Source organism: Actinoplanes hulinensis (assembly GCF_019429605.1).
Taxonomy (GTDB): domain Bacteria; phylum Actinomycetota; class Actinomycetes; order Mycobacteriales; family Micromonosporaceae; genus Actinoplanes; species Actinoplanes campanulatus.
Window position 1 is genome coordinate 46,537 of sequence record NZ_JAHXZI010000014.1, and the last position, 15,850, is coordinate 62,386.

Annotated in this window: 13 protein-coding genes; 7 read left to right on the forward strand and 6 right to left on the reverse strand. The window is 69.8% G+C overall.

Annotated features, from left to right (window positions below):
* The first annotated feature begins 85 nt into the window (after positions 1-85).
* Entirely contained in the window at positions 86-1,552 is a 1,467-nt protein-coding gene (locus KZ829_RS43280; RefSeq protein WP_246636257.1) for a family 43 glycosylhydrolase, read from the forward strand.
* Here the strand turns inward: KZ829_RS43280 and KZ829_RS25425 are convergent.
* Both KZ829_RS25425 and KZ829_RS25430 read right to left on the reverse strand, forming a co-directional pair.
* Positions 1,480-2,394 (reverse strand): phosphatase PAP2 family protein, encoded by a 915-nt coding sequence (locus KZ829_RS25425; protein WP_220146435.1) that lies wholly within the window; start codon positions 2,392-2,394, stop codon positions 1,480-1,482. The genes KZ829_RS43280 and KZ829_RS25425 overlap by 73 nt on opposite strands.
* Before the next feature lie 35 nt (positions 2,395-2,429).
* A complete protein-coding gene (locus tag KZ829_RS25430) occupies positions 2,430-3,437 on the reverse strand; it encodes a phosphotransferase family protein (protein ID WP_220146436.1) in 1,008 nt (335 codons plus the stop codon).
* Between the two features lie 138 nt (positions 3,438-3,575).
* On the opposite strand from KZ829_RS25430, the gene KZ829_RS25435 reads away from it, so the two are divergent.
* Positions 3,576-5,156, forward strand: coding sequence for a pectate lyase family protein (locus KZ829_RS25435; RefSeq protein WP_220146437.1), 1,581 nt, complete (start codon positions 3,576-3,578; stop codon positions 5,154-5,156).
* 42 nt (positions 5,157-5,198) lie between these two features.
* Here KZ829_RS25435 and KZ829_RS25440 read toward each other — a convergent pair whose 3' ends face one another.
* Positions 5,199-5,408, reverse strand: coding sequence for a DUF4287 domain-containing protein (locus KZ829_RS25440; RefSeq protein ID WP_220146438.1), 210 nt, complete (start codon positions 5,406-5,408; stop codon positions 5,199-5,201).
* A gap of 75 nt (positions 5,409-5,483) precedes the next feature.
* Between KZ829_RS25440 and KZ829_RS25445 the strand changes: the two genes are divergently transcribed.
* Positions 5,484-7,361, forward strand: a complete 1,878-nt coding sequence (locus KZ829_RS25445; RefSeq protein WP_220146439.1) for a glycoside hydrolase family 5 protein — start codon at positions 5,484-5,486, stop codon at positions 7,359-7,361.
* Between the two features lie 158 nt (positions 7,362-7,519).
* Here KZ829_RS25445 and KZ829_RS25450 read toward each other — a convergent pair whose 3' ends face one another.
* The gene (locus KZ829_RS25450) at positions 7,520-9,133 is read right to left on the reverse strand and encodes a peptide chain release factor 3 (protein ID WP_308285655.1); all 1,614 of its coding nucleotides are present in this window, start codon (positions 9,131-9,133) and stop codon (positions 7,520-7,522) included.
* Between the two features lie 182 nt (positions 9,134-9,315).
* Between KZ829_RS25450 and KZ829_RS25455 the strand changes: the two genes are divergently transcribed.
* Positions 9,316-10,143, forward strand: a complete 828-nt coding sequence (locus KZ829_RS25455; RefSeq protein ID WP_220146440.1) for an SGNH/GDSL hydrolase family protein — start codon at positions 9,316-9,318, stop codon at positions 10,141-10,143.
* 321 nt (positions 10,144-10,464) lie between these two features.
* Here the strand turns inward: KZ829_RS25455 and KZ829_RS25460 are convergent, their stop codons facing one another.
* Together KZ829_RS25460 and KZ829_RS25465 are read right to left on the reverse strand one after the other, a co-directional pair.
* Complete coding sequence (locus tag KZ829_RS25460) at positions 10,465-11,304, reverse strand: LacI family DNA-binding transcriptional regulator (protein WP_220146441.1); 840 nt, start codon at positions 11,302-11,304, stop codon at positions 10,465-10,467.
* A 13-nt stretch (positions 11,305-11,317) separates the two neighbouring features.
* Positions 11,318-12,502 carry an ROK family transcriptional regulator gene (locus KZ829_RS25465; protein WP_220146442.1) on the reverse strand — a complete coding sequence of 395 codons (1,185 nt, stop codon included), beginning with the start codon at positions 12,500-12,502 and terminating at the stop codon, positions 11,318-11,320.
* A gap of 186 nt (positions 12,503-12,688) precedes the next feature.
* Between KZ829_RS25465 and KZ829_RS25470 the strand changes: the two genes are divergently transcribed.
* From KZ829_RS25470 to KZ829_RS25480, 3 genes are read left to right on the forward strand one after another with little or no spacing between them, the layout of a single operon-like run.
* Positions 12,689-13,996: an ABC transporter substrate-binding protein gene (locus KZ829_RS25470; protein WP_220146443.1), complete on the forward strand. Its 1,308-nt coding sequence runs from the start codon at positions 12,689-12,691 to the stop codon at positions 13,994-13,996.
* The gene (locus KZ829_RS25475) at positions 13,993-14,850 is read left to right on the forward strand and encodes a carbohydrate ABC transporter permease (protein ID WP_308285656.1); all 858 of its coding nucleotides are present in this window, start codon (positions 13,993-13,995) and stop codon (positions 14,848-14,850) included. Before KZ829_RS25470 ends, KZ829_RS25475 begins: the two co-directional genes overlap by 4 nt.
* Positions 14,847-15,668, forward strand: a complete 822-nt coding sequence (locus KZ829_RS25480; RefSeq protein ID WP_220146445.1) for a carbohydrate ABC transporter permease — start codon at positions 14,847-14,849, stop codon at positions 15,666-15,668. Before KZ829_RS25475 ends, KZ829_RS25480 begins: the two co-directional genes overlap by 4 nt.
* Positions 15,669-15,850: the final 182 nt, after the last annotated feature.

The window sequence follows — 15,850 nt, forward strand, 5'->3', positions numbered from 1 at the left end:
TGTGACGGATATGGATGTCTCGTAACATGCCGGTCATCTTTGTGAGCGCTAACGCTTTAGGAGGCGTGCCGTGCGGATACGGGCCATGATCACCGTGTTGGTCACCGCGATGGCTCTCATCGTGACGCCCACCCCAGCCCTCGCCGCGCCGGGAGCGTCCTATCAGAACCCCGTCGTCGGCACGCCCAACAGCGCCGACCCGTGGATGAGCTACTACAACGGCAACTACTACTACGCCGCCACGACGTGGACCGGGAAGATCCTCATCCGTAGGTCCACCACCCTGGCCGGGCTGAAGACCGCCGCCGAGACGACCGTGTTCACGATGTCGCAGCCCAACGCGGTGTCGAACATGTGGGCGCCCAGCCTGCACCTGCTCAACGGGCCGAACGGGCAGCGCTGGTACCTCTACTACTCGGCCGGGCCGTCCGCCTGCTGCGGCGGGCAGCGCCAGCACGTCCTCGAAAGCTCCGGCACCGACCCGATGGGGCCGTACACCTACAAGGGCGCGCTCACCCTGATGCCGAACAACGGCTGGTCGATCGACGGCAGCGTGATGACCGTCGGCGGCGTCAACTACTTCGTGTTCTCCGCCTTCAACAACAACGGCGGGTTCGAGAACGGCGGGCTCCAGAGCCTCTTCATCACTCGCCTGACCAACCCGTGGACACCCGCGTCGCTCGGCATCATCATCTCCGAGCCGACGCTGGCCTGGGAGAGGGTCGGCAACCCGGTCAACGAGGGGCCGTACGTGCTCCAGCGCAACGGCCGCACCTTCCTGACCTACTCGGCCAGCTTCTGCGGCACCCCCGACTACAAGATCGGCGCGCTCGAGCTCACCGGCTCCGACCCGCTCAACCGTTCCGCGTGGACCAAGCTCGCCAACCCGCTCTTCCAGCGCAGCGACGCCAACGGGGTCTACGGGCCCGCCCACCACAGCTTCTTCAAGTCACCGGACGGCACCGAGGACTGGATCGTCTACCACGCCAACGACTCCACCTCGCAGGGGTGCGGCACCACGCGTACCAGCCGGGCCCAGCGGATCTCCTGGAACGCCGACGGCACCCCCACCCTGGGCGTCCCGGTCTCCACCGCGACGGTGCTGGCCGGACCCTCCGGTGAGCTGGGCAACCCGGGCGCGGTCACGGTCCAGCGGATCCAGTCCTACAACTTCCAGGACCGATTCGTACGCCACTCGAACTACGCCACCCGCATCGACGCGAACGTGACCCCGGCGCTGGACTCGCAGTTCCGCGTCGTGGCCGGCCTCGCCGACAGCACCGCCGTCTCGTTCGAGTCGGTCAACTTCCCCGGCCACTACCTGCGGCACAACAACTACGTGCTGCGGCTCGAACCGAACAACGGGACGGCGACGTTCCGGCAGGACGCCACCTTCCGTCAGGTGGCCGGGCTGGCGGACTCCTCCTGGTCGTCGTTCCAGTCGTACAACTTCCCGACCCGCTACATCCGGCACAGCAACTACGTGCTGCGGATCGACCCGGTCTCCACCGCCGCCGAACGCGCCGACGCCACCTTCCGCCGTACGTCCTGACCGCGTTCGCCGTCGGTCGCCAGCCACAGCCACACCAGGAAGGTGCCGGCGACGACCGCGGCGATCCCGGCCGCCCCGGAGGCGACAGCGATACGGCTCGGCTCCGGGGTGGTGGTCATCGGCTCGGACGCCTTCGCGGCGAGGAAGCCGAGGGCCGCGGCGGGCGCCGTGACCAGCCCGGTCAGGGCCAGCGGCAGCACACCCAGCGGGCTCGGGCGGCCGGTGGCGGCCGCCCGGTCCCGGCTCGTCAGCCGCAGGCCGAGGATCACCAGCGCACCCCAGCCCAGCACCACGAGCATGGCGGCGACCGCGTCGCTGGGCCGGTGCCACTGCGACCACACGGTGGCGATCGCGATGGCCGCCGTGTAACCGGCCCCGCACAGGGCGGCGGTGGCGCGGACCGCCTCGGGCAGGACCAGGACCACCGCGAACGCCACCGACGCGGCGGCCGTCGTATGGCCGCTGGGCAGCGAGTTCGCGAACTCCAGCCGGTCGATGGGCGGCCGGGTCAGGACGTTCTTGAGGAACTGGGTGGTGCCGTTGGCGCCGAGCACCAGCACCGCCGCCGCCACCGCCAGGCCGGGCCGCCGCCGGACCACGCCGACCGCGACCACGACCAGGCAGACCAGCACCAGACCGGCCAGGGTGGTGCCGTTCAGCACCCGGGTCAGGATCTGCGCGAGCCGGGGATGTTCCACATCGGTGCCGAGCATCGCGGCGGTGTCCAGCCACTGCCCGGAGATGGTGCGCACGAACACGTGATAGGTCGCCAGCGTCCCGAGAGCGGCGAGCGCGCCGACGACCAGCGGCGCCCCCAGACGCCTCGGGGTCATGTCGGTCATGTCGGGCAGCCTTCCATCGTGTCGAGCGACCGAGCTTACGACCCCGGGTCAACCCCGGTTCCGGCAACCGGCACCGGGCGGGCCAGTTCGGTCAGCTCCTCGTCGAGCAGCTCGGCCAGCCGCTCGTAGCGGCCCGGCTGCGCCTCCCGGGTGATCCGCCGGCTCGGCATCTCCACGGTCATCAGCAGGTAGAGGTGCAGCCGGTAGAGGCTGAGCCGGCGCAGCGCCGGTGCGTCGAGACGGACCCCGCCGTACCCCTGGAGGAAGGGGTGCCCGGGTTCGTCCTCGATGCGGCGGAACAGGGCGGCCGAGGTGAAGTCGAGCAGCGGGTCGCCGTAGAGGAACCGTTCACCGTCCACGAACCCGGTCAGGCGGCCGTCCGCCACCAGCAGGTTGCCGTCCCAGCCGTCGAAATGCAGCAGCGCCGGGCGGCGCACGCTGTCGAGCAGCCCGGCGTGCCGGATGATCAGATCGCGGATCCGCTCGGCCGGGGCGGGCGTCTCGACCTGCCACTCGGCCGCGTCGTCGAGCAGGTCGTCGATCATCGCGAGGAACGCGGCCGACCAGGTCGGGGCGCTGGTCCGGCCGGCGTCGTAGCCGAACCGGTCGCCGGTGAGCCGGTGCACCCGGGCCAGTTCGGCGCCGAACGCGGCCCGCACCGGCGCGTCGTCCACCGGGGCCGGACCCGACTGGACCTCGAACAGGTTGCGGCCGGGCAGGCGCTCGGTGACCAGGAGATCCGGCGACGCGTGCAGCACCCGCGGCACCCGCACCTCCGGCGCCTCGGCCGCCAGCCGGCGCAGGTAGCGGCCCTCGGCGGCGATCAGATCCCGCTCGTAGCGCAGCAACCGCACATCGTCGCGGGGCGCCACCTTGAGCACCACCTCGGCGCCGTCGTCCAGCCGCGCCGACCAGACCGTGGCGAAACCGCCCCCGCTGAGCGGCGCGGACGCCACCACCCGCCGTCCCGGGAGAGCCGTCGCTACCGATCGTTCGATGTCGGTGGCATCCAGGAGGCGCTGGGTCGGGCTCGGCTCGCTCACCCGCCCGACCCTACCGGGACGAGATTTTTCTCCGGGGCGAGCAACCAATCCATGATCCGTCACCACTAGTGGGTGATCGACGCGGCGGCCATCCCCCCAGAGCCCGCCGCATCATCCCCCGGAGAACAGGTGAAGACCATGAAACGATCAGTCGCGCTGCGACTCTCCGCCGTCCTCGGCGTGGCCGGCGTCGCCGGAGCCATCGCCTTCGGGCTGCCTCAGCACGACGCGTCGGCCGCGGAGGCCACCGTCACCGGTTTCGCCAGCGAGAACGGCGGCACCACCGGCGGCGCGGGCGGGACCACCGTCAAGGCCACCACCGGCACCCAGATCCACAACGCGCTGTGCACCCGGGCGGCCGGCGACACCCCGATCATCATTCAGGTCGAGGGCACGATCAATCACGGCAACACGACCAAGGTGTCCGGTGACAGCTGCAACACGGCGGCCGATCGCATCGAGTTGAAGGAGATCAGCAACGTCACGATCGTCGGTGTGGGCGCGGGCGCCACGTTCGATCAACTCGGTATCCACATCCGGGACTCCAGCAACATCGTCATCCAGAACGTGACGGTGCAGAACGTCAAGAAGTCCGGCTCACCGCTGTCCAACGGTGGTGACGCGATCAGCATGGAGAGCACCGTCCGCAACGTGTGGGTGGACCACGCCACGCTGATCGCCTCGGGTGGGGAGCCGGAGGGCTTCGACGGCCTGTTCGACATGAAGGACGACACCCAATACGTGACGCTGTCCTACAGCATCCTGCGCGACTCCGGGCGTGGCGGCCTGATCGGTTCCAGCGAGACCGACACCGGCAACAGCTTCATCACCTTCCACCACAACAAGTACGAGAACATCGATTCGCGTACGCCGTTGCTGCGCGGTGGTGTCGCCCACATCTACAACAACCACTACCTGAGCCTCAACGAGTCGGGCATCAACTCGCGGGCCGGCGCCAAGGCGCGGGTGGACAGCAACTACTTCGAGGACTCGAAGGACGTGCTCGGTACCTTCTACACCGACGCGGCCGGCTACTGGCAGGTGTCCGGCAACGTCCTCGACAACGTGACCTGGTCGGCTGCCGGTGAGGAGAACAACCCGGCCGGCCCGGACCTGGTGTCCACCACCAGCGTCACCATCCCGTACGCGTTCGCGCTGGACAACGCGTCCTGCGTGCCGTCGATCGTGGCGGCCACCGCCGGCGCCGGCACCGGACTGAAGGTCTCGGACGGCAGGTGCAACGCCACCGCCGCGCCGACCACCTCGGCCACCGTCTCTCCCACCGCCACTGTCTCTCCCACCGCTTCTCCCACCGCTTCTTCCACCGCGACCGTTTCTCCGACGGCGACCGCGACCAGCGGCGTCAACCTGAGCATCGGCGCCGGCGCGGACGGTTCCAGCAAGGCGAGCGGCACCAGCTACGGCAACGTGAAGGACGGCAACACGGCCACCTTCTGGTCGCCGAACGGCGCCACCGGTGACATCTCGATCAAGTGGTCGGCGGCCACCAAGGTCTCCCGCATCGCCATCGTCGAGGCGTCCGGCTCGTCGATCGGCGCCTACCAGGTGATCAACGGCGCGACCGGCGCGGTTCTGGCCTCCGGCACGGGCGGCGGGACCGTCACCTTCGCGGCCACCTCCACCACCAAGCTGACCTTCAAGATCACAAGCTCTTCCGGTACGCCCAAGATCGCCGAATTCCAGACGTACGCCTCCTGACGTGCGGTCGCCGGACCGGGCGCACCCCGGTCCGGCATCGGCTCAGTTCCGCTGCTCGGCGAGGGTGTAGGCGACCAGGGCGTTGGCGTGCCCGTGCCCGAGGCCGTGCTCCGTCTTCAGCCAGGAGACCAGTTCACCGTGCCGGGTGAGCGGGGACGATCGGATGAGTGCGGTCCAGTACGCGATCGGCTGCCCGTACTTCTTCTCGATCGACGGAAAATAGCTGGCGGGGCCCTTCACCGGGTTGGTCATGCGGGGTAGACCGGCCCCACCCCGGGAACTCATCGGTGATCTGGGTCACCGAAAGGTATTTCCTGAAACCCGTTCATGTTCTTCAATGGACGGGTGGTCATCGCCGTACGCCTGCTGGTGATTCTGTCGTTGTCGTTCGCGGCCCTGCTGCCCGGCGCGCCGTCCGCCGTGGCGGCCGAACCCGGATGGACCGGCCCGCTGTCGACCCGTGGCCGCTACATCGTCGATGCCGACGGGCAGCGTTTCAAACTTCGCTCCGGCAACTGGCACGGCGCGAGCGGCACGTGGAACGGCTCCGGCGACACGGCCGACAACGCCAACCATCACGCGGGGGAGAACTCGGGGCGGATCCCGCTCGGGCTCGACCGGGCGCCGCTGGCCACCATCGTCGCCGGATTCCGGGAGCTGGGGCTCAACAGTGTCCGGCTGCCGTTCTCGAACGAGATGCTGCGTGACACCCGCCCGGTGACCGACCCGGCCGTCGCCGCGAATCCGCAGCTGCGCGGGCTCACACCGTTGCAGGTGTACGACCGGGTCGTCGCCGCGCTCACCGGCGCCGGGCTCGCCGTGATCCTCAACAACCACACCAACACCACCCGCTGGTGCTGTGCCGTCGACGGAAACGAGCGCTGGAACACCTCGCAGAGCGTGCAGCAGTGGGAGGACGACTGGCTGTTCATGGCCCGGCGCTACTCCGGCGATCCGCGGGTGGTCGGCGCCGATCTGTACAACGAGGTGCGGCGTACCGTCCTGGACGACCCGAACTGGGGCTGGGGCAACGCCCACGACTGGCTCGCCGCGTCGCAGCGCACCGGCGACCGGATCCTCGCCGAGGCCAACCCGAACCTGCTGATCATCGTGGAGGGGATCAACTGGACCGGGATCCCGGTCGACGGTTTCGCGCACGAGCGGCCCACCCTGCGGCCGGTCCGCAACCTGTCGCACACCCTGGTCCGGTCCGGGAAACTGGTGTACTCGGCGCATTTCTACGACTACACCGGCCCGAATCACAGCGGGGCCACCGGGACCGGCGAGACGACCGATCCGCGCTACCGGGATCTGGGCGCCGCCGATCTGGCCGCGGTCGTCCAGCGGGACGCCCTGTTCGTGGCGGGGGAGCCCGGCAACCACTTCACGGCGCCGGTGTGGATCAGCGAGTTCGGGGTGGCCGCCGACGCCGCTCCGGGCAGCCCGCAACGGGCCTGGTTCGAGAACTTCGTCGACATCCTGATCCGGGCCGACGCCGACTTCGCCTACTGGCCGGTGGTCGGCTGGGCGGAGAGCGGCAACGAGTGGGGGCTGCTGTTCTTCGACGCCGCGGGGCGGCGATCCGGGCTGATCGACGGTCCGGACTGGCGGTCGGCCGCCTGGCAGCGGCTGGTCAATGGCACGACACGACAGGGGTACGTTGATCCGGTCCCGTCGCGGTCAATGTTGAGCCCCGATCATGTTGATTTCACCGCGTCAACGTTGATGCGTGCACAGCCGGACTGGGACCGGGGCGCCCGCAAGGCCGCCTGCCCGGACGGTCAACGGTTGATCGGGTTGAGCCACACCGGCAACCGCGGCCTGTGCACCGACGTGTCCGGCGCGACCGTCTGGAGCGCCTACCAGGTGGTGACCGACGAACGGCACGTCTCCCGGGACTGGGCGTCCGGCTACACGAAGTTGCAGTGCCCGGCGTCGTCGGTGCTGATCGGCTACGCGGTGCGGGGCGCCGCCGTGTCCAGCGCCCTGTGCGCCACCGCCCTGCCCGCGGCGGCCACCGACAGCGGCCGAACCGTGTGGTTCGACCGCGGCGACAACCGCCCGGCCGGTGGGCCGGGCGGCGACTTCGCGAGCGGCCACTACAAGGGCCAGTGCGCCGACAACGAGTACGTGGCCGGAATCGCCTACACCGGACGCTTCCTGTCGTCGAAGACCCCGGACGCCCTCTTCTGCCGTCGCCTGTGAGCGGCCGCGCGCTGATCCGCGTCGCCTATGCGCGGCGCGGCCGGACGCCTTGCCGCCCTGGCCTGTGAGCGGACGCGCGCCTTGCCGCCCTGGCCTGTGAGCGGCCGGACGCCTTGCCGCCCTGGCCTGTGAGCGGCCGGACGCCTGTCGGCCGTCGCCTATGACAGTCCGGCGTCGAGCACCCCGTCGAGGCGGAGGCCCGGGTGGCGGCCGGCCACCGTGCGCATCCGCCAGCGGTGCTGGAAGACGGCGAGCAGCGCGTCGTCGCGGACCCGGGTCATCACCTCGACGTTCGACTCGCCGCGCAGCATCTCGCGGCCGGCCGCGTCGGTGACGGCGGCGATCTCGTACGGCAGGAACTCCAGCTTCACCCGCACCCCGAACTCGGCCTCGAGGCGGTGGGTGGCGACCTCGAACTGCATCGGCCCGACGGCGGCGAACACCGGCGTGCCGTCGCCGCGCTGCTCGGAACGCAGCACCTGGATCACACCCTCGGCGTCGAGCTGCTCGATGCCGCGGCGGAACCGCTTGTAGGCCGAGGTGTCGTCGGTGCGGACCGCCGCGAAGTGCTCCGGCGGGAACGACGGCAGTGCCGGGTACCGCACCGGGCGGCCCGCGTAGAGCGTGTCGCCGATGCCCAGCGCCGTCGCGTTGACCAGGCCGACCACGTCGCCGGGGAACGCCTCGTCGATGGTGTCGCGGCCCTGCCCGAAGATCTGCTGCGCGTACTTCGTGGTGAACGGCTTGCCGGTGCCGCCGTGGGTGACCACCATGCCGCGCTCGAACTTGCCGGAGCACACCCGCATGAACGCCACCTGGTCGCGGTGCGCCTTGTTCATGTTCGCCTGGATCTTGAACACGAACCCGGAGAACGGCGCGTCCACCGGCTGGTCGGTGCCGGCCGTGGTCGGCCGCGCGGTCGCCGGCGGAGCCAGCTCCACGAGCACGTTCAACAGCTGGCGTACGCCGAGGTTCGCGACCGCCGCGCCGAACAGCACCGGCGTGGTGGTCGCCGCCAGGAACGCCTCCTGGTCGTGGTCGGCGCCGGTCATCTCGAGGAGCTCCAACTCCTCGGTGGCGGTGGTCCAGTCCGCCCCGAACCGCTCGGCCGCCTCCTCGACGGTCATGTCCTCCTCGATCGCCAGGTCGGCGCCGCCGGGGGAGCGCTGCATGCGGGTGAACACCCCGGTCCGGCGGTCGATCACGCCGTGGAAGTGCCCGGCGATGCCGACCGGCCAGGTCAGCGGCGTCGGCTTCAGCCCGATCCGCTGCTCGATCTCGTCCATCAGGGCGAGCGCGTCGTTGCCCGGGCGGTCCCACTTGTTGATGAAGGTGATCACCGGGATGCCGCGCTGGCGGCACACCTCGAACAACTTCAGCGTCTGCGGCTCGAGGCCCTTCGCGGCGTCCAGCAGCATCACGGCGCTGTCCACCGCGGTGATCACCCGGTAGGTGTCCTCGGAGAAGTCGGCGTGACCGGGGGTGTCCAGCAGGTTGATGACCGTGTCCCGGTAGGAGAACTGCAACGCGGCCGAGGTGACCGAGATGCCGCGCTCCTGCTCCATGGCCATCCAGTCGGAGACCACGCCCCGGCGGTCGCCTTTGCCGTGCACCGCGCCGGCCTGCCCGATCACCCGGGCGTGCAGGGCGAGTGCCTCGGTCATCGTCGACTTTCCGGCGTCCGGGTGGGAGATCACCGCGAAGGTACGCCGTTTGGCCGCCTGGACTCCGACACCCGCCGTCGTGGCTGCTGACGACACGCTCTGACTCACGAAACCCCAACTTCCCGTGTGACCCGCCCGGCGCCTCCGCGCCGCCGCCCCTGCAACCTTAAGGTCGGCCCGGATCAGACCCACGGAAAGCCCCGGTGGGAAGCGTCATACTCGTGCTTGACATCGAGATTTGTCGATACTTAGGCTCGTGCGTGAAACGATTCATCCCCCATGGAGGTCCCATGCGCTCGTTTCGCCCACTGATCGCCACCGTTCTCGCCGTACCCCTGCTGCTGGCCGCCCCCGTCTCGGCCGAGCTGCCCGGATGCGGCATCCGCCCCGCCGCCGCGGCGGCCGCCGCGGCCCCCACCACGGTCTGGCTCGCCGGGGACTCCACCATGGCGAACCCGTCCGCCACCTGCCCGGTGGGCTGGGGCGCCCAGTTCGACCCGCTGTTCACCAGCGACGTCGTCGTCAACAACCTGGCCCTCGGCGGCCGCAGCATCCAGACGTGGCTCTACGAGGGCAACGTCACGTCCACCATCGGCACCGACGGCGAGTGCGTGCTGAACTCGACGACGTCGTCGGCGCGCTGGCAGCGGGTGCTCGACGGCATGAAGGCCGGCGACTACCTGTTCATCCAGTTCGGCATCAACGACGGCTCCACCACCTGCCCCCGGCACGTCGGGGCCGCCCGCTACCAGCAGCTGATGACGATGATGGCCCGCACGGCACTGGCCCGGGGCGCCCACCCGGTGCTGCTCACCGCCGTGGCGGCCATCACCTGTTCGGGCAGCACCGCGGTCAAGAACCGCGGCTTCACCACCCAGACCCAGGCGGCCGCCACCGCGACCGGCGCCCCGCTCATCGACCTGCAGACGCTCAGCGTGAACCACTACAACGCGGTCCGGCTCTGCCCCAACAACGGCGACTACACCGCCGGGCTGGTAGGCCGGTACTTCTGCAACGACCACACCCACTTCGAGACGTACGGCGCCCAGCGCATCGCCGGTCTCGTCGCCGGCGCACTGCGCACCCAGAACATCCCGCTGGCCACCTACCTGCTCTAGGGAAGCCTGCCGCGCTTGATCGGCCGGCTCCCCACTTGCCCGGCCGGGCGCACTTGCCCGGCCGGGCACGGGTGTTGTCTCAACCGGGCTGGGGCAGCGTCCGTGGTCGGCTGGCGTTCGCCGGGCGGTGTTCTTGGACGTTTGGCCACCGGTGGCGGTGGTTGGGCGTCCATGATCGCCGGGGTGGGTCTTGCTGTGGTGGGGTGACCACCGATCTGAGCCCGGCGGGCGCGGCACGGGCCGGAGTGGCAGTCAGCTCGCGTGGCTGGGCGGAACTGCCCTGGTAGGGCGGGACGGGGCCGGGCGTACCGGAAATGGTCCTCAGGTTGTGCTTTCTCGTTCGACGATCTGGGCCTTCGGGGCCTCGTAGACGGTGTCGGCGGAGGCGTCGCGCATGGCGTCGAGGATGGCGCCCGCGCCGAGTTCGCCGATGCGGCCCACGTCGTGGCTCATCGCGGACAGTGTGGGGACGGCGAGCTGGCACTGGGCCGAGTCGTCCCAGGCGACGACCGAGACGTCCGCCGGGACCCGGAGGCCGCGTTCGCTGATCGTCTCCAGGCCGCCGAGGGCCATCATGTCGTTGTCGTAGACGATGGCGGTGGGGCGGGCGGGGGAGTGGCTCAGCACCAGCGCGGTGGCCTGGCGCCCGGACTCCTGCGAGTAGTCGCCCTCGGCGGTGATCAGGGTCAGGCCGCGTTCGCCCGCCTCCGTCTCGGCGCCGCCGCGGCGCAGCTGGGTGTGGGCGAACAGCAGGGGGCCGCTGACGTGGCCGACCACGGTGTGGCCGCGTTCGGCGAGGAAGCGGACCGCGTCGCGGGCGAACCGGGCGTCGTCGGTCCACACCGTCGGGAGGCCGTCCGCGGTCGACGGGTCACCGAGGACGACGGCCGGGATGCCGAGGCGGCGGACCAGCGGGACCCGTTCGTCGTGGGGGCTGAGATCGACCAGCATCACACCGGCGACCTGTTTGCGCTCGGCCCACTGCTCGTAGGTGGCGGTCTCCGCGGCCCGGTCGGTGACCACCTTGACCAGCAGCGACACCCCGGCGGGGGTGAGCACGCGCTCCAGTCCCTCGATGAACTCGTGGTAGAACGGCTCCTCCCCGAGGACCTGCGAGGCGCGTGCCAGTACCAGACCGACCCGCTGTGGTTCCTGGGACACCGATCTCCTCCTTCTACGCGGCCGCACCGGCGGTGTGACCGGGGGCGATGGCCGCCTGGACGACCAGGGCGGCGGCGCCGATGCCGGCCGCGTCGCGGGGCTGGGTGGAGAGCTCGACGGTGAGACTGTGCCGGTGCCGGGCGTGCGCGGTCCGGCCGAGGTGGGTGCGCAGCCGGCGGGCGTAGATGGAGCCGGCCAGCGCGACGCCCGGCCCGGTGAGCACCAGCCGGCCCAGGTCCAGCAGGTTGACCATCGAGGTGGCGGCCATGCTGAGGAAGACGGCGGCCTGGTCGAGCACCGCGTACGCCGCCGGGTCGCCGTTGACCGCGGCCCGGGCGATGGCGTCGTAGGCGCTGGGCTCGCTGCCGTCCAGGGGCAGCCGGGCGCGCAGTCCCGGATCCTCGCGGGCCGTCCGCACGGTGGCCGAGGTGGACGCGTACTGCTCCACGCAGCCGAGGTTGCCGCACGGGCAGGGCCGGCCGTCGTACGAGATGGACACGTGACCGAGCTCGCCGGCGTCGAAGCCGGCGCCCCGGTGCAGGGCGCCGCCGAAGACCAGCCCGGCGCCGATGCCGGTGGACAGGTAGACGCAGCCGAAGGTCTGGTCGCGGGAGACCCGGCGGCTCCAGAACTCGCCGAGGGCGGCGGCCGCGGCGTCGTTCTCGACCAGGACCGGCACGCCGATGCGGTCGGTGAGCTCGGCGCGCAGCAGGCCCAGTTCGTGGGCGGTGTCGGGCTGGCCGGGGACCGCGGCGGGCGCCACGACGGCGAGGCCCTCGATGCGGCCGCGCGGCAGGTCGAGGCACTCGGTGAAGTCGTCGAACCGCCGGGCCAGCCGGTCGGCCGGCCAGATCTCGTGCGGGACGCGCGGGACCACCTCGCGGCCGACGACACCGCCGGTGAGGTCGATGGCGACGCAGGTCAGCGTGTCCGGGCCGAGGTGGAAGCCGACGCCGAAACGGTTGGCCGGGTCGATGGCGATGAGCTTGCGGGGCCGGCCGGAGGTGGAGCCGGTCGAGCCGATCTCGTGGATGATCCCGTCGGCGATCAGGTCGCGCACGATGATCGAGATGGACGGCTGGGTGAGGCCGGTCTTGTCGGCCAGTTCGCCACGGCTGATGGTGACCGCGGAACGGACCACATCGACGATCAGGGCGCGGCTGCCGGGGCCGGCCGCGGGCGTTTCTCGACGTGCCATGCCGATGGGTCTCCGCTCCTGCTCACTTCGCTCGCCGTTACCGTACCCGGCCGCCCGTCCTTCGTGGTCACAAGCCCGCGACCAGCGAAGGTGCAACTTAAATTAGTAATCTAACCTTGACAGGGCCGTAACGGCGGCACCATGCTCTGCACGCAACGAAGCGAGATGCGCAGATGGGGAGCTGTCATGATCAATAGAAGGAACGCGATCGTCGCCGGGGCCGCAACGGCCCTCGTCCTGCTGGCCGGATGCACCGGAGGCGCGGGCGGCGACGAGCCGGCCGACTTCTCCGGAGAGATCAAGGGCGACATCACGGTTCTCACCAACCGCACCGACCTGGTCACCACCAAGCTGCCCGGGTACGCCAAGAGGTTCGAGGCGAAGTACCCCGGCACGAAGGTCACGTTCGAGGGCGTGACCAACTACGAGCAGGACGTCACCACCCAGCTCAGCGGCGGCGAGTACGGCGACGTGCTCCTCATCCCGAACACCGTCGCCGTCGACCAGCTCGGCCAGTTCTTCGAGCCGCTCGGCACCGTCGGCGAGATGAAGGCCAGGTACCGGTTCACCGACGAGAAGGCCTACGACGGCAAGGTCTACGGCCTGTCGCTGGGCGGCGTCGCCAACGGCTTCGTGGTCAACAAGCGGGTCTGGGCCGAAGCCGGGATCACCGCGCCGCCGAAGACGCCGGAAGAGTTCCTGGCCGGGCTCGAGGCGGTCGCGGACAGGACCGGCGCCACCCCGTTCTACACCAACTACAAGGACGGCTGGCCGCTGAGCTTCTTCAACAGCCAGCGCGCCATCCTCGCCGACCCGCAGGTCAACGAGACCTTCCCGGCCGACCCGCAGCCCTGGCAGCCCGGCAAGCTCCAGCACCTCACCGACGGCCTGCTCTTCGACATCGTGAACCGGGGGCTCAGCGAGAAGGACCCGCTCACCACCAACTGGGAGGGTTCCAAGCCGATGCTCGGCACCGGCAAGGTCGCCAGCATGCTGCTCGGCTCGTGGGCGGTCCCGCAGATGCGCGACGCCGCCACCGCGGCCGGCGCGAACCCGGAGGACATCGCCTTCTGGCCGTTCCCGTACCAGACCGGCGGGAAGTTCCACGCCCGCATCGAGGGCGACTACAAGGGCGCGGTCAGCAAGAGCTCGGAGAACAAGGCCACCGCGAAGGCGTGGCTGGAATGGTTCGTCACCGAGTCCGGCTTCGCCGCCGACCAGCAGGCCATCCCCACCCCGGTCGGCCAGCCGCTGCCCAAGGCCCTCGAGGACTTCACCGCCACCGGCGTCGAACTGCTGGAACTTCCCGCCGCGACCACCAACACCGGTCGGGAGGACCAGATCATCAAAGAGTCCGAGATCGACCTGGCCGGCCCGATCTACCGGCAGAAGCTGGTCGACATCGCCCGCGGCGCGGCCAAGGGTGACAAGGACTCCTACTTCGCCGAACTGAACAAGCGGTGGGGCGCCGCCCAGTCGCGGGTCATGAAGTGACCCGTCGGCCCTGGCTGTACCTGGCGCCGGCCCTGATCCTGCTGATCACCTTCACCTACGTCCCGGTCGGCAACATGGTGTTCTACAGCTTCCACAAATGGGACGGCCTGGACGTCACCATGGAGCCGGCCGGCCTGGACAACTACGCGCGGGTCCTCACCGACGAACGGTACTGGCGGGTCTTCCTGGTCAGCCTCTACTACCTGGCCGCCTCGTTCGCGCAGATCGCGATCGCCCTCTACTTCGCGGTCGTCCTGTCCTTCCAGACCCGCTTCCGGAACCTGTTCAAGGGCATCCTGTTCTTCCCGTACCTGCTCAACGGGGTCGCCGTCGGCTTCGTCTTCCTCTACCTGTTCCAGCCCGACGGCACCCTCGACACCGTGCTGCGGCTGATCGGCCTCGGCGACCACACCCGGCAGTGGCTCGGCGATCCGGACATCGCCAACCTCTCGCTGGCCGGCACCTCGGTGTGGCGGTTCACCGGGCTCAACTTCGTGCTGTTCCTCGGCGCGATCCAGTCGATCCCCGGCGACGTCTACGAGGCCGCCGAGATCGACGGGGCGAACCGGTGGCACCAGTTCCGGCACATCATCGTGCCGGGCATCCGCCGGATCATCAGCCTCTCCTTCATCCTGGCGATCTCCGGCAGCCTCTCGGTCTTCGAGATCCCGTTCATCATGACCGGCGGCGCGAACGGCACCCGCACGTTCGTCGTCCAGGCCTACGAGACGGCCTTCCAGTTCCGGCAGATCGGTCTGGCCTCGGCGATGGCGGTCGTGCTGCTGCTGCTCGTCCTGCTCATCACCTGGGTCCAGCGGCGGATCCTGCCCGACGAGGAGGTGACCCTCTCATGAGAAACGTGGCGCGCCTCGCCAAGTACGGCTCGCTGGCGCTGGCCTCGATGATCGTGCTCATACCGCTGGTGGTGGTGCTGTTCGCCGCTTTCAAGACCCATGAGGAGTACGCGACGAGCGGTCCCCTGACGCCACCGGACAACTGGTTCCACCTGGACAACTTCGCCACCGCCTGGACCGGGGGCGACATGTTGCGGGGCTTCGGGAACACCACGCTGATCCTGCTGGTGTCGCTGGCCGGCACCGTGCTGGTGGGGACGCTCGCGGCGTACGCGATCAGTCGTTTCGTCTTTCCGTTCAAGCGCCTGATCCTGGGGCTGTTCCTGGTCGCGGCACTGGTTCCCGGCGTCACCACACAGGTCGCGACCTATCAGATCGTCAAGTCGATGGGTCTGGTCAACACACCGTGGTCGGCGATCGCGCTGTTCATGGGTACCGACATCATCTCGATCTACATCTTCATCCAGTTCATGCAGTCGATACCGCCCAGCCTCGACCAGGCGGCCATGATCGACGGCGCTTCCCGGTTCACCGTCTACCGCCGGATCATCCTGCCGCTGATGAAACCGGCCATCGCCACCGTCGTGATCATCAAGGGCATCGCGATCTACAACGAGTTCTACATCCCCTTCCTCTACATGCGATCGCCCGACCTCAACGTCATCTCCACCGCGCTGTTCCGGTTCAAGGGACCGTACGGAGCGCAGTGGGAGACCATCGCCGCCTGCACCATGATCGTCATCATCCCGACCGTGGTGATCTTCCTGCTGCTGCAACGGTTCATCTACAACGGCATCACCGCGGGGGCTACCAAATGACCGCTGTGCAAGAACTCTCCGGCTCCTGGGAGCCGCACGGTGACGGGCGCACGATCGCGGCCACCGTGCCCGGCTGGTACGACGTGACCGCTCTGCTCGCCGGGGAGCAGTCCCGGGACCGCGCGCTTCGGGCGCGGGTTCTCAAGGGGGTGGGAGGCGCTGACCGCGCCTCCCACCCCGTG